The organism is Paraburkholderia sp. Cpub6, from assembly GCF_014201065.1.
GTDB lineage: Bacteria > Pseudomonadota > Gammaproteobacteria > Burkholderiales > Burkholderiaceae > Paraburkholderia > Paraburkholderia tuberum.
In genome coordinates this window covers 1-20239 of the sequence record NZ_JACHDM010000047.1, presented here as the reverse complement: position 1 = coordinate 20239, position 20239 = coordinate 1, and the positions used below count along the sequence as shown (strand labels likewise).

Annotated in this window: 17 protein-coding genes and 1 pseudogene; 10 read left to right on the top strand and 8 right to left on the bottom strand. The window is 61.1% G+C overall.

The annotated features are described in order from the left end of the window. Window positions 1-796: 796 nt before the first annotated feature. Both HDG33_RS35425 and HDG33_RS35420 read left to right on the top strand, forming a co-directional pair. On the top strand, window positions 797-1843 hold the full coding sequence (locus HDG33_RS35425; RefSeq protein ID WP_184040670.1) for a Dyp-type peroxidase: 1047 nt from the start codon (window positions 797-799) through the stop codon (window positions 1841-1843). Beyond that, a pseudogene (locus HDG33_RS35420) lies at window positions 1836-1955 on the top strand (encapsulin); the annotation flags it as partial. The gene HDG33_RS35425 and the pseudogene HDG33_RS35420, both read left to right, overlap by 8 nt. 378 nt (window positions 1956-2333) lie before the next feature. Here HDG33_RS35420 and HDG33_RS35415 read toward each other — a convergent pair. Beyond that, on the bottom strand, window positions 2334-2861 hold the full coding sequence (locus HDG33_RS35415; RefSeq protein ID WP_184040667.1) for a hypothetical protein: 528 nt from the start codon (window positions 2859-2861) through the stop codon (window positions 2334-2336). Between the two features lie 348 nt (window positions 2862-3209). Here HDG33_RS35415 and HDG33_RS35410 point away from each other — a divergent pair, with 348 nt between their 5' ends. The 4 genes from HDG33_RS35410 (at window position 3210) to HDG33_RS35395 (ending at window position 6210) form a co-directional block, all read left to right on the top strand. Continuing rightward, window positions 3210-3602 (top strand): thioredoxin family protein, encoded by a 393-nt coding sequence (locus tag HDG33_RS35410; protein ID WP_184040662.1) that lies wholly within the window; start codon window positions 3210-3212, stop codon window positions 3600-3602. Window positions 3603-3604: 2 nt separating this feature from the next. Beyond that, window positions 3605-4333, top strand: a complete 729-nt coding sequence (locus HDG33_RS35405; RefSeq protein ID WP_184040659.1) for a cytochrome c biogenesis CcdA family protein — start codon at window positions 3605-3607, stop codon at window positions 4331-4333. 78 nt (window positions 4334-4411) lie between these two features. Then, on the top strand, window positions 4412-5125 hold the full coding sequence (locus tag HDG33_RS35400; RefSeq protein WP_221311643.1) for a hypothetical protein: 714 nt from the start codon (window positions 4412-4414) through the stop codon (window positions 5123-5125). After that, window positions 5125-6210: a 3-oxoacyl-ACP synthase III family protein gene (locus HDG33_RS35395; RefSeq protein WP_184040656.1), complete on the top strand. Its 1086-nt coding sequence runs from the start codon at window positions 5125-5127 to the stop codon at window positions 6208-6210. Before HDG33_RS35400 ends, HDG33_RS35395 begins: the two co-directional genes overlap by 1 nt. Before the next feature lie 374 nt (window positions 6211-6584). On the opposite strand, the gene HDG33_RS35390 is transcribed toward HDG33_RS35395, so the two are convergent. After that, the gene (locus HDG33_RS35390; RefSeq protein WP_184040653.1) at window positions 6585-7646 is read right to left on the bottom strand and encodes a hypothetical protein; all 1062 of its coding nucleotides are present in this window, start codon (window positions 7644-7646) and stop codon (window positions 6585-6587) included. A gap of 413 nt (window positions 7647-8059) precedes the next feature. Here HDG33_RS35390 and HDG33_RS35385 point away from each other — a divergent pair, with 413 nt between their 5' ends. The 3 genes from HDG33_RS35385 (at window position 8060) to HDG33_RS35375 (ending at window position 11956) form a co-directional block, all read left to right on the top strand. Next, the gene (locus HDG33_RS35385; RefSeq protein ID WP_184040650.1) at window positions 8060-9058 is read left to right on the top strand and encodes an LGFP repeat-containing protein; all 999 of its coding nucleotides are present in this window, start codon (window positions 8060-8062) and stop codon (window positions 9056-9058) included. A gap of 211 nt (window positions 9059-9269) precedes the next feature. Further along, window positions 9270-9860 carry a hypothetical protein gene (locus HDG33_RS35380; RefSeq protein ID WP_184040647.1) on the top strand — a complete coding sequence of 197 codons (591 nt, stop codon included), beginning with the start codon at window positions 9270-9272 and terminating at the stop codon, window positions 9858-9860. Between the two features lie 650 nt (window positions 9861-10510). Continuing rightward, window positions 10511-11956 carry an IS1182 family transposase gene (locus tag HDG33_RS35375; protein ID WP_184040677.1) on the top strand — a complete coding sequence of 482 codons (1446 nt, stop codon included), beginning with the start codon at window positions 10511-10513 and terminating at the stop codon, window positions 11954-11956. Window positions 11957-12642: 686 nt separating this feature from the next. On the opposite strand, the gene HDG33_RS35370 is transcribed toward HDG33_RS35375, so the two are convergent. The 6 genes from HDG33_RS35370 to HDG33_RS35345 form a co-directional block, all read right to left on the bottom strand. After that, window positions 12643-14001, bottom strand: coding sequence for an epoxide hydrolase family protein (locus HDG33_RS35370; protein ID WP_184040644.1), 1359 nt, complete (start codon window positions 13999-14001; stop codon window positions 12643-12645). 67 nt (window positions 14002-14068) lie between these two features. Further along, on the bottom strand, window positions 14069-14230 hold the full coding sequence (locus HDG33_RS35365) for a hypothetical protein (RefSeq protein WP_158608961.1): 162 nt from the start codon (window positions 14228-14230) through the stop codon (window positions 14069-14071). A 131-nt stretch (window positions 14231-14361) separates the two neighbouring features. Then, window positions 14362-14625: a hypothetical protein gene (locus tag HDG33_RS35360; RefSeq protein ID WP_184040641.1), complete on the bottom strand. Its 264-nt coding sequence runs from the start codon at window positions 14623-14625 to the stop codon at window positions 14362-14364. Next, window positions 14622-15299, bottom strand: a complete 678-nt coding sequence (locus HDG33_RS35355) for a VOC family protein (protein WP_184040638.1) — start codon at window positions 15297-15299, stop codon at window positions 14622-14624. Before HDG33_RS35355 ends, HDG33_RS35360 begins: the two co-directional genes overlap by 4 nt. Window positions 15300-15315: 16 nt before the next feature. Further along, window positions 15316-15873, bottom strand: a complete 558-nt coding sequence (locus HDG33_RS37880) for a hypothetical protein (RefSeq protein ID WP_260330707.1) — start codon at window positions 15871-15873, stop codon at window positions 15316-15318. Window positions 15874-16264: 391 nt separating this feature from the next. Next, entirely contained in the window at window positions 16265-16768 is a 504-nt protein-coding gene (locus tag HDG33_RS35345) for a hypothetical protein (RefSeq protein ID WP_260330706.1), read from the bottom strand. A gap of 703 nt (window positions 16769-17471) precedes the next feature. On the opposite strand from HDG33_RS35345, the gene HDG33_RS35340 reads away from it, so the two are divergent. Beyond that, window positions 17472-19823: a filamentous hemagglutinin N-terminal domain-containing protein gene (locus tag HDG33_RS35340; protein ID WP_184040673.1), complete on the top strand. Its 2352-nt coding sequence runs from the start codon at window positions 17472-17474 to the stop codon at window positions 19821-19823. The last annotated feature ends 416 nt before the right edge of the window (window positions 19824-20239 follow it).

Genomic DNA, 20239 nt, shown 5'->3' with positions numbered 1-20239 from the left:
GGAAGATGCCCGCCAATCTCCGCTGACCCTTCTCCCTGCCACACAATTTACGCCTCAGAGCACCTCTGAGTGGCGTCGTTCGTGGACCGCATACGGTCGACAGCATCCGAAATCATCTGCGAATGGGCCTGCCTTGCGCATCTAGATTCGCACGACGCTCAACGTGCGCGTTGATCGCCTTCATCATGGGCTCATGGCCGCCGACCGACGAACCGTCTTCCACGAACGCTCTCAGAAGCGCGGCAAGCCCTCCATAACTTGCGGTGCGGAGTGGGGCGCATGGAGACCCGTCACCCTGGCTATTCACCCAGCACCCTACCGCGGTTTCCGTGGCGTGATGAATACCGCCACTGGGCGGCCGCCACGGTCTCGCGCACCTCTTGAGCACGGCGCCGCTTTGTCTCAGTGCGGCCAATAGCTGCCGTTCGCTCGCTCCAGAATGCCGACATTCGAACGGCCGCTCCACATCCGAGACCTGCCGGATGTCCCAACGCAAGCATCTCTTTGGGGTGTTTTATCCCAGCCCACGTCTGCAAGCTCGGAGGCACGCGATTGCCCCCATTTCCGGTCCACGTTGATTGCTGATTCGACCGTGATTCCGTCGCCAGATGATCAGTGACCTTCCGATCCAATGCCTGCCACTTTGTGGCAGCATGCACAAGACCGGCTCTTCAGTTCACGTACACTCTGGGCCGCGGAGCATGCGGGATAGCCGTCGAAATGACGTCAGTCAGCCAGTTGACCGTCCGGCCATCACTCCTGGCGGACGGATCACGCTTTCTACCGGAGCCACCTGATGCAAAAAACCTGTCCCGAGCCACAGGCTGTGGTGAACCCCGTCACTGCAAGCGCTATCTTCATCGTCGCCACGATCAATCCCGGTGAAGAGCACGCCTCCACGATACGTAACTGGTGCGGTGACGTCGCCGCGTTTGTACGCTCCGTCGGCAAGCGTGTGCCCTCGGCTGAGCTTTCGTGCGTCTGCGGGTTCGGAGCGCACGCATGGGAAGTGCTGTTCGGCGATCCACGGCCGGCGAACCTGCACCCGTTCCGCGAGATCCGCGCGGGCAATCGGGTGGCGGTATCCACGCCGGGCGATATCCTGCTGCACCTGCGCGCGTCCCACATGGACCTGTGCTTTGAACTTGCGACGCAGTTGCTCGACAGGCTTGGCAATGCTGTGACGGTAGTGGACGAAGTTCACGGCTTCCGGAGCTTCGACATGCGCGCCATGGTTGGATTTGTCGACGGTACCGAAAATCCGCAGGGGCGCGACGCCACGAGGTTCACGATCATCGGCGATGAAGACGCTACGTTTGCAGGCGGCAGCTACGTCGTCGTGCAAAAGTATCTCCACGACATGCAGGGCTGGAATGCCCTACCCGTCGAAACGCAGGAGCGCATCATCGGCCGCAAAAAGCTCTCGGATATCGAGCTCGAACCCGACGTCAAGCCGTCGAACTCGCACAGCTCACTGACCACGCTCGACGAAGGCGGCGAGGAAATCAAGATTTTGCGCGACAACATGCCGTTCGGACGCGTGGGCGAAAAGGAGTTCGGCACGTATTTCATCGGTTATGCGCGCTCGCCCGCGCCGATCGAACAGATGCTTGAAAACATGTTCGTCGGGAGACCGCCCGGCAACTACGATCGCCTGCTGGACTTCAGCCGGGCCGTGATCGGCAGTCTTTTCTTCATCCCTTCGGCCGACATGCTCGAGGCACTCGTTGCCCCTGGCGCGCCGGCCACGTTCTCACCCGAGGCGGCTGCAACAGACGCCGCCATATCCGAGGACGGCTCACTGAAGATAGGCTCGCTCAAGGACAAACCCCAGCATGCGTAACCTGCATCGCGAGCTCGCGCTAATATCGAGCGCGGCATGGGAACAGATCGAAGCGGAAGTAGCCCGCACCTTCAAGCGTTCGGTCGCTGGCCGTCGCGTCGTCGCCGCCGAGCAGCGCCAAGCGGTGGTTTCATTGGTCGAGTCCATCAATTGATGTCGGCCAACCATAACACCGTAAATCTCCGCAACGGTAATTGGACCTAGTGCAAAATTCATGGGTCACGTTGCCGATCACTACCGTAGCTTCGGGCGGAAATCGGCCGAGAACCGCCGTTCGCGAAGACACCTACTGAGACACTTGGACGTCCAGTCCACTCGGCAAATAGTCATTCCGTACACGACGCGGTAAGTCGTACATGTCTACGGAGGCATGCCACACGCGCACGACGACATGTGGTAGCCGAAAGGGCTGACAGAGCCCTGATCTTGTAGAACGCCCCCGGCACGCCTCATCGCACGAGGTTCGCGTGTAGACCACGAGTAGCGGGCCTCAATACTCGCTTTCGCGGAGCTCGCGTTCCACCTCTCGTTCGATGCTGCGCTCAAGCTGTTCGCGATGCTCCTTTAGCCACATGCGGACGTTGTCGTTGGTTTCGACTTCGAAATGGGCGTCCAGAGCTGCTAGCTTTCGACGGTAGTGCTCGCAGGCTGGCCCGCTCCAACCCTCAGAAAAGTTGTTAGCGTGCAAGCTGCATCGAACCTGCTCTATTGCCCCGTAACATTCAAGCATTTGCCGCGCAGAGGTGGCGGGCTCATCCGGTCTGGAGATGATCGGCGGGCAGTGCTCGGCAAGAAGCCACGCGCGGTCTCCAACGTCGACATCCACCCATTCAAAGACCACCGACGCCGGGATGGCGTCAAGGCCCGCCTTGTCGGTCTGACGTATCGATTTGCCACCTCGAAGCCAGCTGAGCAGATGCCAAGTCCCGCTCTCTTTTCGTTGCATCCCTAGTCGGCGCGCAATGGCTGGCCAGACGACCTCTGGCTTAGCCTGTGCCGCTTTGGACAGGAATTTCAACGGTTCGGGGTGGAAGCCAGCAGTGATGCTGTTGACGTTAGCGAAGTTGGCAATGCACCGCGCGGCAAGCTTTGCCTAACCGCCATGTTCCGCACGAAAGGGAACGATCACCCCGCTTTGCGACGATCGTCTTTCCTTCGCAAAGATATTTTTATCGCCCGCCTGTCATTGCGGCCGTTGTCCGCCGACTTAACCGTACCGCCGTCGCAACAAGACGCTCGCCGCACAGCATTTAGGGCATGAACGGCTGAATCGGCCGACTCCGTACTCCGCGTGATTCACAGCGATAGTGGTTCGCTCGCATGCGTGACGCCAACGGAGCCAGTCATCGATTTACAGGAGAATCCGATGAAGCTGACTTCGCGTGTGGCACTCGCAGTGTGCACTGCCATTTCGGTCGCAGCCCCCGCGCATGCAGCCGACTTTCGTGAGTTCGAAAGCAGCGCGTTCGCTGCTGCACAGGCCGCCGGCGAACCGGTGCTGGTCGACGTGCAAGCCTGGTGGTGTCCAGTCTGCGCATCGCAAAACCGCACGATCAAGAAGATCGTCGCCTCGCCACGCTATGACAAGCTGGTCGTCTTTCAACTCAACTACGACAAGCAAAAGGATGAATGGAGGCGCCTTGGCGTATCGAAGCAGGGCACCTTGATCGCGTATCGCGGGCAGACCGAGACCGGCAGGCTGGCGTTTCAGACCAACTCCGAGAAGATCGAGGCGTTGCTCGATAGTGCGGTGCATTGATCATGGTGGCCTTTCTCAACCTGTTGTCGCTCGGTTATGCAGCGGGCGCGCTGACGATACTTTCGCCGTGCGTACTGCCACTGGTGCCGATCGTGCTCGGCAGCGCGGCCCAGAACAACCGTTGGGGACCTCTCGCACTGGCCGTGGGGCTGGTGGTGTCGTTCACGTCGGTCGCGCTGGCGGTGGCGATTGCAGGCGTGTCGAGCGGGATCGATGCGGACGTCGTGCGGATAACCGGCGCGGTCGTGATCGTGTTGGCCGGCCTCGCGATGCTGTTCAAACGCACAACTGTGGCGTTCAGCCGGATCCTCGCACCCGTCGCTGCGTGGGCGAGCCGCAGCCAGACGCACCTCGAAAGCCATGGCGTGCTGGGCCAGGCCGCGATCGGCGCGTTACTCGGCGTCGTATGGAGTCCCTGTGTCGGCCCGACGCTCGGAGCGGCGACCGCGCTCGCGAGTGCAGGGCATGACGTCGGCGTGGCCGCGCTGACCATCCTGGCATTCGGGACCGGCATCGCGACGATGCTGGTGGTCATCGCACTGGCTGCACGCGGCTTCGTGCCGCGCTGGCGCGAAGCGCTGATGCGCGTCGGCGGCAACGGCAATCGCATCTTCGGCGTCCTGCTGATCGCGGTGGGGCTGCTGATCATCACCGGTCTCGACCACCAGTTCGAAGCGCTGGTGCTCGCCGTCTCGCCGGACTGGCTGACGGACCTGACCACCCGCTTGTAGTGCGCACGGCCCGGCGTGCTCATTGCGTCCGCAGTCGAGCATGCCGCCAGGTGCGATTGGACTGAGGCGCAATTGGCTATGGCAATTCTCGACAATGAAGCGCATACCGCCGCGGCACCTGCATGTTTTACGGTGCCGCAGCGGCCACCCCGCTCGCGCAGCGCAGACGTCACGGCGCCTCGGCTCGATGAACGGACCGCGCGGGCGCTCGCCGACGTGTTGCCGCTGCTCCGCTGTGGAGAGGAAGCGGCCACCCTTGCATTCGGTCGGCTTGCGGGCCGCGCGGATGTGGACCCTGCGCAACGCGCCGAGGCGGCCGCACTGCACATGATCGAAGCCGAAGAGCGCGTGCATGATGCGCTGCTGCAGCAACTGTGTGAGCGGCTGCCGCAATCGGCTGACGGTGCCGCGCTGCGCAGCGCGGCGCGGCGTTTTCATCTGCGCATGTTCGCGCGCGATCAGACACTGCATCTTGCGCGGATCGCTGCGGTCGATGCGGCGGTCTGTACGGTTCTGTCGCGACTCACGTCGCCGCGCACGGCTCTCGCGCAGGATCCGGCGCTGGTGCAGCTGTTTCACAGGATCCGTCGCGACGAGGCGCGCCACGTCGCGGTGACGCGTACCATCGTGAGCAAGCGCGGCAGCGCCGAACGGCTGCGTAGTTCGGGCGCCGCTGCGCGCGAGGCGCTCGCGGCGTTGCTGAGCCTGCGCGGTGCGACGTTCGACCTGTTGCGCGTCGACCCCGACGCGCTAATTCGCGACGTGGCGCGCTTGCCTGGAGGGTTGCTTTAATGGACGGCGCGCACGACACGAAGCGCAATGCGTATGCGCGCGGCAGCGTAACGGTGCTTGGCACAGGTTTCGCGCTGCCCGGTGCACCGCTTGACAACCGCAGCCTGTTCGAGCGGGTCGGAGCGCTTGCGCCCGGCCTCAGCGCACGTGCGATGATCGCGACCGCGCGCCGCCTTTCGATCGACACGCGCCACGTCAGCCGCGCATTCCGGGCGCGCGCGGAGGCGCCACTTCCCGGCGCTCGCAACCCGGAACTTGCCGCACGCGCCGTGCGTCGCGCACTGGACGAGGCCGGGCTCGATCCCGGCGAACTTGGCTATCTGATCGGTCACACGGCGACGCCCGCGCAACCGCTGCCGTCGAATATCGCGCTGGTCGCGGACGAATTGGACTACGCGGGCCCGCATGTCGAGTTGCGCCAGGCGTGTACCGGGTTCGCGAACGCGTTGCTGATCGCGTTCGGGATGCTCGCCGATCCCGATGCGCGGCCGGTCGCGATCGTAGGCTCGGAGACCGGTTCGCTGTTCTTCGATCCGGCTTCTGCGGCGCACGATCGTGATCAGCGCGTGAACCTTGCGCAGATGGGCGATGCTGCGGCGGCGGTTGTGCTTGGGCCGGCCCGGCCCGGCACATCGCGACTGCGTGCCGTGTGGTTCGGCGCACTCGGCCTGCACAAGGCACCGGGGCTCGAGATGCGCGCGGGCGGCGCGGATTGTTCCGCGCCGAGCGCGTTGCCGCTCGCGTTCGTTCACGACTATAAGCGGATCGCGCAGACGGGCACGGTGCTGTTCGACGCAGGGGTTGCGGCGGCGGAGAAGCAGGGTGTCGCGCTAGATGAGGTCGACTGGATCATTCCGCATCAGACGAGCGGGCGTATTGGCGTGCAACTGGCAGCTCATTTCGACGTGCCATCTGACAAGGTGTTTGTAAATGCCGACCGGGTCGGCAATACTGGCTCGGCTGCGATCTGGCTCGCGCTCGCGCAACTGCGCGAGCGCGGCCTCGCGTCGGATACACGTGTGCTCGCGCTTGGAGCGGAAGCTACCAAGTATATGCATGGCGGCTTTTTGTACGAGCAGGGGTGAGGTTGGAGACCACGCCAAAGTGAGGGCTCTATGCTGCAAGCGCTGGATACCATGCTCGAAGCATCGCCTCGCGGATCACGTGCGCAACATGAATACCCTGAGGTCCGAACTCCCTGGTTCAGCGGGTGCAACCGGCCATGATGGGACATTCGCTCGGAACGACGCTAAGACATTCAGAAGGCGGCTCAGCGCGACTAGCGGCCATTCAATTGCCAAGACAGAGTGTGTGTTGCTTCTTCGGCCTCAGGTGAAGCTTTGCATAAGAACGGTGCGCAACTCGCCCGTCAGGTCCCGGCCAGTTCAACCGCTGCCCGCCGAACGGCAGTGGATGCCCGATGGACGGCGTCCATCGACACTCGACGGCTCGCGTGGTCTCATACGCGGGTATTGAGAAGCCGTTGCCGGAGTTCGCTCACGGAACTCACGCCGAGTTGCCAATAGATGTTTCTCACACAGTCCGCGACGGTACTATCCTTCACACGCAACAAGCAGGCGATGCAGTGGTAGCTTGAGCCGCAAACCAGGCGCGCGGCGACAATCTGCTTGCGGTCGCTTAGCCCCGCGCTCCGCGCCGCACGTAACGCCTGCAACAGGATCGGCTCCTGGTGCTGACAGTGAAGAACACAGCCGAGGTCATTCAACGGGTAAGCGCTCCAGGTGAACCGGCCCCATCTATTGGTGATCTCTTTGACTGCCGGGCCGACCGCTAAGCCGCGTTCGATCGCACGCAAGCTTCGAACCACCGAAGCGAGTTCTGAAGGTAGATTGTCATCTCCTATACCTGTGGAACATGTTCGGTCAATGGATTCAAGCATTAGTCTGTAGGCAAAACGACTTTGGTGCCGAATGCGGCCATTCCAATCCACGACAAGTATCCCAGACCTCGCTCCATCCGCAAACGGGCCATCACTGTCGCTGCCATGGCGAACTGCGTTCCCAATATGCCTGCTAAAAGCGTCGACAAGCCGATATTCGGCATCCGTGAAAGGGCGCCGCCCTTTTTCGCGAACGAGAATCAAAGATCCCCAGCCCCGTGCACCGTGCCGCGCAACAACGTTGATGAAATGTCGGCCTCCGGTAGGTGATAGCACTTCCCCGTAGAAAGCACTCCGTTCGAGCGCAGGACCGAGGTGGTCGGAGTTCGTGAAGCCGCAACTCAGGCTCATCCACTCTGAAAAGTCACCGATAAGCTGACTCACATGACCCGTACGGCGCAGGTGCTCATATGCGCCCAAGGTCTTGTAGGCTTCATCAATTTCGCTATAGACGCTCGATATCGCAAATCTCTCGTCCGACCACATGAAGTGACCGAAATCGGCTCCGACGATTTCACGCGTGGCAGCCACAACGGACGGAATGATGGTCGCGCTGTCAAATCCCAGTGCGCACACGTGCCGAATGTGTGCTCCGAGCTTTGTGCTTGAAGTCCTTGACATGGCGTGTGCACCTTATAGGCAAAATCAGTCGGTCGCCCCGACGGATTCATTCCACGACTTGCCGCGTGGCCGTATGCCCGCTGGCGAATATCCCAGAAGTAAGAATTCAAATTTGTGCGTCGCTGTCAATTAAGCCCCCAGCGCTGGGGGTAAATCGGGCGATGAACTCAGCTAATTTTAGTGGGCACGAATGCGAATTGTGCGCCCAATGTATAGGGGGTTCCCGCCCGCTTCAACGACTCGTTCGCGATCGCAGCGATCCCTCGTCCGCGATTATTGAAATCGAACGCTCGTGCGTCGATCGCTGGGTTCGAGAGAACACACCGTACCACGTCGGATGCCCGGCCAATTAAGGCGGTCGCGGGCGAAGATAACGTAACTTTTAATTGCGTACTTATCAAAAGGAGATACGAATGACACTCGATACCAAGGCGCCAATTGTTACCGGCGGCGTGACGCCGGTGCCGCACCCCCACCCAGTTCCCCCGGAGTTGAGCCCGTGGGTCCTTGCGATCAATCACAAATGGCAACAGCTCGGCCGCCCGGGGAACCCGATTGGCACTACGGTGGCCGTAGGGAACGGGCACCTCCAGCGATACGAAGGAGGGGGGACAATTTACGCCGACGCAAACCTGAACACCACTTTCGTCTACGGAAAGATTGGCGAGAGGTATGACCAAATGGGCGGACCTACTTCGTGGCTAGGGTTTCCGACCTCTGACGAGGGAAACATGTCGGAAGGGGGACGGGTCAATACCTTCCAGCACGGGGCGATTTATTTCTGGGGCGACACCGGAGCAATCGAACTGGCCGGCGTCATCGTGCACTATACCGGGCTGGTTTGCTTCGGCGAGACCGATAATCCACTTTGGGGTTCGGACTCACCCTATGTCACGATGGGTGTTGTCGGACCCAACAGTTATCTGGCTTTGCGGTCGCAAATCTATAATGGCGTCAATGCGGGTAGCGGGCATCCGGACCTTCTCGAGATCTATCGTGGTCCGCCTCTCGGTCTGCGGATCAAGACGGTGCTCACGCAGCACGGCTCTTCCTCAGATCCCGATGCACTTAAAAAGTCCATGGAAGACGGTGCGATGAAGGCCGCCAAATGGCTGGAAGACGAGATCAGGTCCGTGCCACTCGTGGGACCAACCGTCGCGGATATAGCGGCGCCATTCATTGAAAAAATGGCGCCTATCATTGCGGACGACGTGTTCGGCTTCCTTGGTCTCGCCGATTCCGCACTCGGCGACGACGAATTCAACTTCACGGCAAAGGATATGGTAAAGCTGTCCGCGAGAACTCCGAATTCTGTCGACCATGGTGTCGGATATAAGAGAGAAACGGGCCTGATGTCAAGGCAAGGTGCGTCGTACAAAGTCGGGTATGGTCTGATCCCGATGGCGCCCTGACAGGGGCATAGCGTCCGGCCTACAGTGGCCGGACGTGCTCTTCTTCAGAATCTTCCCCGGTCCGCACCCCCAACGAGACGATGATCGACACCCATCGTCTCAGTCCGCTCGTCCAGCGCTTCCTAGCGTGGCCTATATCCCGTTCATGAATCGATAGCTCTACAAGGCAACGTAGCGCAGCGCTCAAATCAACCTTGCAATGAGGTTTCATATGGATGCTGGGCCTTGGAATATATTGGAAGTTGCCAAGCTGATTACGGGCGTTTTAAGTCCGGTCGCTGTCGCGGGAATCGGTGTTTATATCCACCGTGTCACCAGACGATTCGAACATGTTCAATGGCGCAGCCAGAAGCTCGTCGAAAAGCGACTTGCCGTATACGATGACTTGGTACCGTACTTGAATGATCTTCTCTGCTATTTCACTTTCGTTGGTTGCTGGCGCGACCTTGACCCTCCACAGGTGATCGCCTTGAAGCGCGTGATCGACAAGAAGATCTATCTTGCTTCCCCACTGTTTTCACACGAGCTCTGTTCCGCCTGTATGAAATTTCAGGATCTGTGCTTTCAGGCATTTAATGGATGGGGCATCGATGCCACTTTGAAAACATCTCCACGTCGCCGGATGGAAGCCCGATCAGACTGGACGCCGGAATGGAACCGATGCTTCAGCGAGACTGTCAGCGACCCGAATGATATAAAAGTCGCATACCGTGAGATCATGCAAATCTTCGCGATCGACATAGGCGTAAACGCAACTGCGATTATTCCGCCTACGGGCAGAATACCGGCCAACTACAGTTAAACGCCTATCGGCACGGTCTTCGATCTCCGTAGGTCGCATCCGCGACCCACAGCCGATTGGGTGCGTCGGCGCTGAACCGTCGTTGCACCACGTCCGGCGTGGGCCGTGCGTCAGACTGCCGCCTGATGGTAGAGAACCAGCGTCGCCGGCTTACGCCAACAGGCCCGCCATCAGGCGGGCAACGCGTTCCGTCCGTTCAGCGTAGAAGTTCGCTTGGGCACGCAAATCATGAGGTCACGGCGAACCTCCGTAACGGTGCATGGTGCACTGCCGGAAATCACGCGTGCTGCTTTTTCGAACGGCCGTTGACCCAAAGCGGAATGACGACTTTATGTGTTGCGCCGAACGGCGACTGTGGCCGGTAACACACGCTGAGCAATAACGCTACAAAGCAGCCGCTGACGCACGGCGAATGCTTTTGAACGGCGGCTTACGGTGAAGTCGGAGTGCGCGTATGTGCAACGCGGGCGAGCAAAAAGGTATCTCGCTAGTCGAGCAGCAAGCTGCCGATTTGGCCGCCTGAATGGCCGATGTACATTGGAGAGCGGCCCTTGTGATGAAGCCGGGCCGAACGGCGGCAGTGGGTCGAGGCTGTGTGAAAACGCATTGATCGCCTAAACTGGATTAACTCATTCAGCATGGGTGACCGGATGAAGCGATTCATAGAAGGTGAAGATCGCAAGCAGGTGACGCTGCTTCCGGAATGCCTTGATGACTTCGTCGCTGAGGACAATCCGGTGAGGATCATCGAGGCGTTCGTTGAAGAGCTTGACCTTGAATCACTGGGCTTCGACGGCGCGATGCCATCGACTACAGGGCGTCCGTCCTATCACCCAGCCGTGCTGCTGAAGATCTATATTTACGGCTACCTGAACCGGGTTCAATCGAGCCGTCGCCTGGAACGTGAATGCCAACGCAATGTTGAATTGATGTGGCTCACGGGTCGTCTGGCGCCGGACTTCAAGACCATAGCTGATTTCCGTCGTGACAACGGCACTGGGATTCGCAACGTATGTCGCCGCTTCGTCGTTCTGTGCCGTGAGCTGAAGCTGTTCTCGCAAGCGCTGGTGGCCATCGACGGCAGCAAGTTCAAGGCGGTCAACACTCGTGATCGCAACTTCACAGAGGGCAAGGTTGATAAGCGCCAGAAGCAGATCGAGGAGAGCATCCAGCGGTATCTGAACGCGCTGGAGACTGCTGACCGTACGCAACCCGCTGAACTGGAAGCAAAGACCATCCGCTTGCAAGACAAGATCACACGCTTGCGCGAGCAGATGCACAAGCTCGACCGGATCAAGGAGCAGCTGAAAACAGAGCCTGACGGCCAACTCTCGATGACTGATCCCGACGCGCGTTCGATGGCGACTAGCGGTAAGGGCTCAGGAATGGTGGGCTACAACGTACAGGTGGCCGTTGACGCCAAACACCACCTCATCGTTGCTCACGAAGTCACAAACTCTGGCAGTGACCGCGCACAACTCAGTCCTATGGCGAAGGCTGCGCGCGATGCGATGGGCAAGACCAGACTGCGCGCAGTCGCCGATCGTGGCTATTACAGCGGACCTCAGATCAAGGAATGCGCGGATGCAGGGATTGCGGTCATGCTGCCGAAGCCCACGACATCAGGCGCGAAATTCCACGGCCGATTCGACAAAGCAGACTTTATCTACATTGCGCGGGACGACGAATACCAATGTCCCGCTGGAGAACGGGCTATTTACCGTTACACCTGCGAGGAACACGGGCTGCAGCTACACCGTTATTGGAGCAGCGCCTGTTCGCAATGCGCGATGAAACCAAAGTGCACTCCGAGCGGTCAACGACGGATAAGTCGATGGGAGCATGAGTCGGTTCTGGAGGCCGTTCAACGTCGGCTGGACAGAACGCCTGATGCGATGACGGTGCGTAGGCGGACCGTCGAACATGTCTTTGGTACGTTCAAGCACTGGATGGGCTACACGCACTTCCTGACTCGCAGGCTGGCCAACGTCAGTACCGAAATGAGTTTGAACGTCCTCGCCTACAATCTCACGCGAGTGCTGAGAATCCTGGGCTTTAAGAAGACGATTAAGGCAATGCGGTTGGCCAGCGTGTAAGCGCTCCGTAGGTGCTGAAACAACGCCAGAAGAGCCTGCTGGAAGCCATCAGGTCCGTTTGACGGTGCATGGTCGTGATATTGGTTCCGAAGGCAGTCAAACGCGCGAGGCCGCGCAGGAGCCACGCGTCGTATTGCCGTTCTGCACAGTTTCCACACACCCTGGGTCGTTTATGCCCTTTGCATGACGACCGCGCCAGAGGCGATTGTCGCGCTCGGTCGTCGGGCGCTTGCCGGCCAGGAGCCGCCGGTCGAGGTCGACATCCAGTTTGATCAGCCAAGGTCTCGTTTGCCCTCGCTCAATGGCCGGTTTCCGGCGAGCGAATTGCCCGGGGCACCGCCTCCACTCGGCCATGAACAGACGTTCCGAGCATCTGCCGCGGCACCGCTTCGATGACCGATCTCCTTTCAGATCCGGTCACTGGATGTAGCCGCGATCGGCGGGATAGATCGCGCGATAGAACGTTTCGACGTCAACCTCACCATCCGGTGTTGCGCCGGATAAGTCTCTTCCAGGTTCAACTGCCCGTTCCCTGATAGATGGGCAGCTCCCCGCGAAGGCCGTAGACCAATTGCGGCCGGAGGTTCCGTGCCTGATGCTGGAGGGACGTGGCAATCGTGTCAAAGAGATCGCGAAACAGACGGGCCCGTGACCCGCTTGTTACACGATGGCGACGCGGACCACGATTATGTGCGCAATGACCTCAACCCGGTACGCACTTCCTTGGCAAAAAGGTCGGGCTGTTCCCACGCCGCGAAGTGCCCGCCCTTGTCGAGCCGGTTGTACCAGATGAGATTGTGATAGGCGCGCTCCGTCCAGCTTCGCGGCGCCTGATAGTTCTCGCGCGGGAATACGCTCACCGCGGCGGGCACGGACACGTCCGCCGCGCCGACGAAGTTGAAGTGTGATTCCCAATAAAAGCGCGCGGCCGAGACGCCGGTGTTCGTCAGCCAGTAGAGCGTGATGTCGTCGATCACGTCATCGCGCATCATCGCGCCGGACGACTCGCCGTTGACGTCGCGCCCGAACACGGCCGACGTCAGCGCCGCGGCCGGTTGCACGTAGCCGTCACCGTGATCGAGCAGCCAGCCGGCAAGACCGATCGGGGAATCGGCGATGCCATAGAGCGTTTGCGGGCGCGTGCCCATTTCGAGCGCGTATGCGCGGCGCTTTTTAGCAGCGCTGGCGAGCTGGTCGTACGCATGCTTCTCTTCATCGTTGAGTCCCGCGGGCGGCGGATCGCCGGCCTGCAGCGCTTTGGCGATATCCGTGGGAACGCTCGCCGGGAAGTTCACGTGAATGCCGAGCAATCCGGGGGGCGCCTGCTTGCCCATCACGTTCGCGACCACACCGCCCAGATCGCCGCCTTGCGCCGCGAACTTGTCGTAGCCGAGCCGTTTCATGAGCGTCACCCAGGCGCGCGCGGTGCGTTCCGGGCCCCAGCCGGTCGCCGTCGGCTTGCCTGAAAACCCGTAGCCCGGCAAGGAAGGGATGACCAAATGAAAGGCATCCGACGCGCTCGCGCCGTGCGCGGTCGGATTCGTCAGCGGATCGATGATCTTGAATTGCTCGATGACCGAACCGGGCCACCCGTGCGTCACGATGAGCGGCATCGCGCTCTCATGCTTCGAGCGAACGTGAATGAAGTGAATGTCGAGCCCGTCGATCTCGGTGATGAAATTCGGATAGCCGTTCAGTTTCGCCTCGCACTTGCGCCAGTCGTAATCCGTGGTCCAGTGACGCGCGAGTTCCTGCGTCAGCGCGAGCGGCACGCCTTGCGAGTCGTCGGCTACGGTCTCGCGTTCCGGCCAGCGCGTCGCCCGGATGCGTCGGCGCAAATCGGTGAGCTGCGCCTCGGGCACGTGCACACGCAGCGGTCGAATCGCGTCCTTGTCACCGTTTGCCGCCTTCGTGACTGAAACAATCGATGTGTTCGTTTCGGCAAAAGCGAGCTGGCTCAGCGAAGCCGCTGCGACACTGGCCGCCGCGCCCCCCACGAAGCGGCGGCGGGAAGGGGACTGGGGAAGGGCTTTATTATTTAACATGAGAACTCCAGATGAAAAGGACCTTGTCCGCGCGTGCATCGGGGCAACGCTGATTCAGCGCATGTCGTTATGCGCGAGCGAATTCGACGGCATTTCGTTCGACGAATTCGTGCATGCTCGTCGGCGCTTTCCCGGTGAGTTTGAACAGGTCGTCGGTGAGACGGTCGTAACGGCCTTGAGCGTGCAGCGCGCCCATCGCCGAGAGATGCCGGATGAGATGTTCGGGCACGCGTCGAGCCCGGGAAGTCCTGACTTCGGGAGACGGCATTTTCCCAAGGCGACTCGGTCACGTCGTATCTCAACGTCGTGGCTCGCAGCGAGAATCGCGAAATCGCTGCTGATCGATATGAACCGGACTTCTCACCCTCGTACGCGACGCATCTTAAGGAATACGGACATGCCGATCCGCTTGTCCCGGGAGCTCAGCAGCGTATGGAAGCGACGCTTCAGGACGGGTTCCTGCTCGATAAGCTCGCGGCCACGCTCGCCGTCCGCGAACGCACGCTCAACCGTCGCTTCAAATGGGCCACTGGGATGGCGCCATTGGCGTATCTGCAGCATCTTCGTATCAAGGTGGCCAAGCATAGAGTGGATCCCGTTCCGCGCAGAGGTCAGGAAGCTCACAAAGGCAAGTCCTTGCCTGCCTGCTCACTAATCATGTACTTCGCATACCAGTCCGGCCAATTCTCATCGCGTTGGCCGCCGGACCGCTTCTCGTGCTCGCCGTGCGCCGCCTCGGCCCGTCGGAGCGCCGCCGCGAGATCCGCTGACGAGGTGAAGGTCGTGGCGTCTATGTCCACGCGCCCAGGCGCCCGGTGAGTGAGCTCCTGGAACAGCCAGCCATTGCCGTCCGGATCGCTGAACGAGGCGAACGAGCGGTAGCTGCGATGCTCGGGGTCGGGACCGCCGAGCCGTATCCGCCCAAACAGGTAGGGCTCGTCCGGGCCGGCGTACGCACCCGCGGCGTCGTGGAACACTTCGCTGATTTCAATTCCCCGTCCCAGCAGTTCATTGCGAGCCGCCTCGACGTCGGAAACGATCAGGTACAGCCCCTGCGCGGATCCGGGTGTGGCCGCTGTGACGTTCTTGCCGAAGATGACCGAGCACCCGGAACCGGAAGGCGTGAACTGGATTACGCGGAAATAGCCATCGTCGGAGGCAAAGTCGGCGTCAAGCCTCCACCCCAAGCCGCCGTAAAAGCTCTTGGCACGATCGACGTCGGAAACAGGGATGACGATGACCTCGAGCTTCATGTCCACGCCCCGCACGTTCGGGGTCCCGACTGCAGCGCTGCTCATGTGAACCTCCCATTGCTTAGGCCGCAACGCGGCCCTCAGGTTTGCCGACAGCAACACGTAGCGAAGAGAGCCAGATGCGATTTGCCGGGCAGGATCGGCTGCCGCGAAGCATCGCTCGGATCTGGTCCCGCACGGGGAGCACGTCGGACCCGGGTTCGGTACGCGCACGGTTGCAGCGACTCTCCGGCTCGGGAATCTGGACACCGTCGTCGACGATTGGCCTGGCATCGGGCGGACACCAGCGTCGACGCACGTAGAAGGCACCCCTGCGCTGGCAACGCCCGCCGTCGTCGACATTAGGCATATCGTAGGTCGGTCCAAATACGAAATCCAATTGCGGGAGTAATTTGCTTTCCTTCGGCGCGGGAATGCGGTGCCGCGCGGTCAGGCCCAGCAGCCTGTTCCGGCTTTCCCGCATCTTCGGGATGGGCAAGGTCTTACCCAAGTGATTGTTATTGGCCTGCTGGCGAATACGTGCATTGAATCCACCAGCCGCTTCGCGATGGAACTGGGCTATCGCGAGGAAACGGGGTGTCAGGTCGTGAGGCCGGCATCGCGCCCAACGCATTTTCAATCAGCAGCAGGAACTTCGTGCTCGTGGCTTCGCGACTGCCGTGGGCCGGCTAATGGGTGCGGGAATGGGCGATGACTTACCGCCCGCGCCGAGCGGACAAATGGCTGTTGCAAAATTGGAAGCGGTCGTTGCCCTGCCGGAGCTCCGAACGGCAGCATTGCGTCGGTTGCACCCTGCGGATTCAACCGGTCGATGCAACACAATAGAAGCTGCGTTCGTTGGACGGTTTCGCCGCAAAGCCTCATATGGTGGGTATGTGAAGTTCAACGTTACGTGGACATCGACAGCAGGAAGGCTCGCCTGCCCGCGCGTCGATGCCTTCGACCGCGCAGCTGCGATCGGCATGACGACAGAACGCTCGGCGCGCGTCGTGGACGGCCGAGGTTCGGCGCTAGCTGCTCGCAGACGGCTGGATGCCTTGTTCTGGTGGCGGTTCGACGCTGTTTTCCGGTGCTGGTTGGCCCTCTTCTTCCGGAAGTGGCTCGACGCTCTCAGCGGCGGCCGGCGAAATGCTCTTGACCACGACGGGCCGCTCAACGCTCTGCACGGCGTCCGGCGGATTGTTGTTGCCCGGGACGGGCGCCTCAACAATTGACGCGGGGGCTCTGTGCTGCAGTTCGGTGCTCAGGCCCGTTCCGACGTTCGAGGTGGTGGTGTTCGCACTCTTGAGGACGCCGCGCGCATCGAACAGGAACACCGCCGCCGATGTGTGCGTGTCGGCACCACCAACCAGCGCCCCGATAATCGGGATGTAGTTTTCGGGGTGCGGCCTCGACGTCACATACGTGTACACGAGCAGCATCGAACCATCGTCGAGCGCGGTCTGCACTGATGCCGGGCCGAGCGTGGCTGTCACTTCCTGAAGCGTCGTCACGCCACGCCTGAAGATCGCCATCTGTTCAGGCCTCACTTCGACCCCGGCGGACATGCAACCGACAAGCAGCGCACCGCTCAGCAGCCCAAATACCAGTCCATGTTTCATGTTGCCCCCACACCGTACTTACAATTTTAGGACGACGCAGGGTCGGCGCGCGGCGATATTAACCTGCCGCCGTTGCGCTGGATCAGTCCCGCTTGACTTCGGCGCTTCAACAGATCGATCGCCTTGAATAGGTCGTCAACCATTCCAAGGCTCGCGTGTCAGCGCTCGGCATATATAAACCCCGCGCTGCGGCTGAAGGCGGGTTGATGCGTAATCGCTAATGCGGCCGAGAAGGTTGGTCCCGGTCGCCAACGTCGGGCGGCTGTCGGCCAGGAAGTGTCATTCGCCGCTACTGTTGACCAGACATTTAGACGTCGGTTCTGCAGCCGCCAGCGGCCATTGGCCACCGGAACACAACTGATCTTCCTGGTCCGCCTTCTTCGGGTTCGGTATATCTACAGCCTTGGTTTGGACCTTCCCTTGTTTCCCTTATGGTTACCGCGTTCTGACCTGGCGAAGTGGCACAAAAGTCCCCATAAGAAGGTGCCAAACGCTGAGATATCGGCATGCATGCGCGACGCCAACTGCTATTCTTCAGACACGGCGACTCACGCGTCTCCGGTCGGCTCCGCGGGTCGTTGGCGGCCATTCCGCATGCATGCGGAAAGGGGGCTGTATGTCACGTGCAGAACCACCGTGGTCCGCGCGACGCGCACCGCATCGTCAACAGTCAAACGGACGCATCTGGCTCGCCATTGGCATTTCGCTGACTGGACTTTGCCTGACACCCGTGGCGTTCGCGGCGGGCAGCCTGCCGCAGGGCGGCCGTTACGTCGCCGGCACGGGCACGATAGCGGGCGCGGGCAACAGCCTCGTGATCACCCAACCCGGTTCGACCCGCGGTGTGATCGACTGGGACAGCTTTTCGGTCGGCGGGAACAACAGCGTTACGTTCGTCAACGGCACGGGCGCGACCTTGAACAGGGTCACGGGCGGCTCGCCGTCGGCCATCCTCGGCAGACTCGGCGCAACAGGCAGCGTGTATGTGATCAATCCGCAGGGCATCGTCGTGGGGCCATCGGGCGTGATCAGCACGGGAGGCCGATTCGTCGCGTCTACACTCGATGTCTGCAACTGTGCGTTCATGAAGGGTGGCGCGCTCACGCTGTCGGGAGATTCCAATGCGAGCGTGATCAACCTGGGCAAAATCAGTTCGAGCGGCGGCGATGTGTTCCTGATCGCGCGACAGGCGGTCGTCAACGCGGGCACTATCAAAGCGCCTGCCGGCACGGTGGAACTGGCGGCAGGCGGTCAGGTGCTGTTGCAGGACTCGACCAGCAGCAGACAGGTTTTCGTGCAGACGGGCAGCGATGGTTTGGTCGTCAACGGGGGACGCATCGCAGCCGCCCAGATCAGCCTCCAGGCCGCCGATGGCAACGTGTATGCGCTCGCCGGCGGTGGCGCGCGCATCCGCGCGACGGGCACGGCGAACCGCGACGGACATGTGTGGCTCGTCGCCGACAGCGGCCGGGTCGAGCAGTCGGGCGTGATCACGGCCAGGAACGCCGACGGCAGCGGCGGGACGGTCGATACCGACGCGGCACAACTGGCGTTCGGCAGGCACGCGGTGGTCGATGCAGGCCAATGGAATCTCTCGACGCCCGCTTTCACCATCGATGATGTCGCAGCGCATGCGTTGCAGCGCAGTCTGAACGCGGGCACTTCGGTCGACGTGACCACGACGGGCGCGAACGGCGCAACGGGCGACCTCGGCGTCGCGTCGAGCCTGCGCTGGTCCGGTCCGGCTTCGCTCACGCTTGCCGCGTACCACGATGTCTCGGTAGCGACGGGTACGACCATCGCGAACTGCGGTGCGGGCAACCTGACGTTGCGCGCCGACGCGTCGGGAACTGACAACGGTGCCAGCGTCATCAACAACGGCACGATCGACTGGTCGAAGAGTACGGGCATCGTCAGCGCGCTCTACGATATGAACGGTAGTTACAGCCCCGGCACGCTTGTCGCCAATCCGGTATGGAGCGCACCGCTTTACAGCGGGCTCGTGACACAGATAACTGGTTATCAACTCGTCAATTCGATCACGGACTTGCAGAACATCCAGAACAATCTGGCCGGCAATTACGCACTCGGCAAGGACATCGATGGGAGCAATTTCGCGTTCGTAACGCTCGCTGGTCCTCCCTTCCCTGGGAGTCCGGTTATGTTCATTCCGGTTATGTTCACGGGCCAGTTCGACGGTATGTGGCATACGATTTCCAACGTCTTGCCAAGCGATGTCGCGATATTTGGTGATATTGGCGCAACCGGTGTCGTGCGCGACGTGAACGTCAACTCGAACGTGAGCCTCACGGCTCCCTTTGAAACCTTACCCCTCGGCGCCGGGATACTGGCCTTTTATAACTACGGAACGATCGCCAACGTCTTTACATCCGGGGCCTTTGGCACAGTGGTCAGCAATGCATACACCGAGATCGCCGGACTTGTCGCTGAGAACGACGGGCTGATCGCGCGCTCGGGCAGCAGCGCAACCCTCCAGGGGGGCAGTGCCGCCGGGCTGGCCCTCACTAACGGAGGCACGATCACTGAGTCATACACAACCGGATCGGTCACCGGATCTGAACGTTCCTACGTCTCCGCGGGAGGACTTGTGTTGGACAATGAAAGCGCAACGTACGTGGGACACGGAGAAACGATCAACCAAGGAACGATCACTCAGTCTTTCGTTGCGGGTCCCGTGAGTTCGAGCACGACCGGCGGTTCGACCACGACCGGCGGCATCTGCGCACCCGCTTGCGGTGGCATCATTGGGAGCGACGTTTACTGGAACGTACAGACAACCGGACAGTCGTCGAGCGGCGGCAACCTGCCAGCGTCGAACGGGCTCACTACGGCCCAGATGAGCGACCCGGCCAGTTTTGTTGGCTGGGACTTCGGGCCGAACGGCGCATGGACGATGCCGCCCGGAGCGACGCACCCCGTTCTGACCTGGCAAGTCACCGGGCACTGAACCTTAGCCACCGTACCGACGCTTGCATGAGCGTCTGCCGCGTCGCGAGACGCGGCAGACAGATTTTTCGCGAGTTTCGCCCTGCCGTGGTCGTTCTTCCCGGCGGATGACATGCACCGATTCACGCAGAGCGTACGACCGAAAGCCGTCTTGCTACCCGTACGCATGGCCGGGAATCGCGAACGTTCGTTGGCGAAGCACATCCGGCCAACGATCCGCCTGACACCGATCAATTGGAAGGCCGATATACTCTGCGAACCGCCATTCAGTCGGCGACAGCCCGAGCGGCCGAGAAGGGTCGCTATGTAAACCTCTGCATAGCGACCCCTATGCGCAGGTCGCAACTATGCGCAGACGGTCATCGCGAGCGCTGCCAGCCCCTTAAGGGGTGCGGTAGGAGCTGGCGAAACCTACGC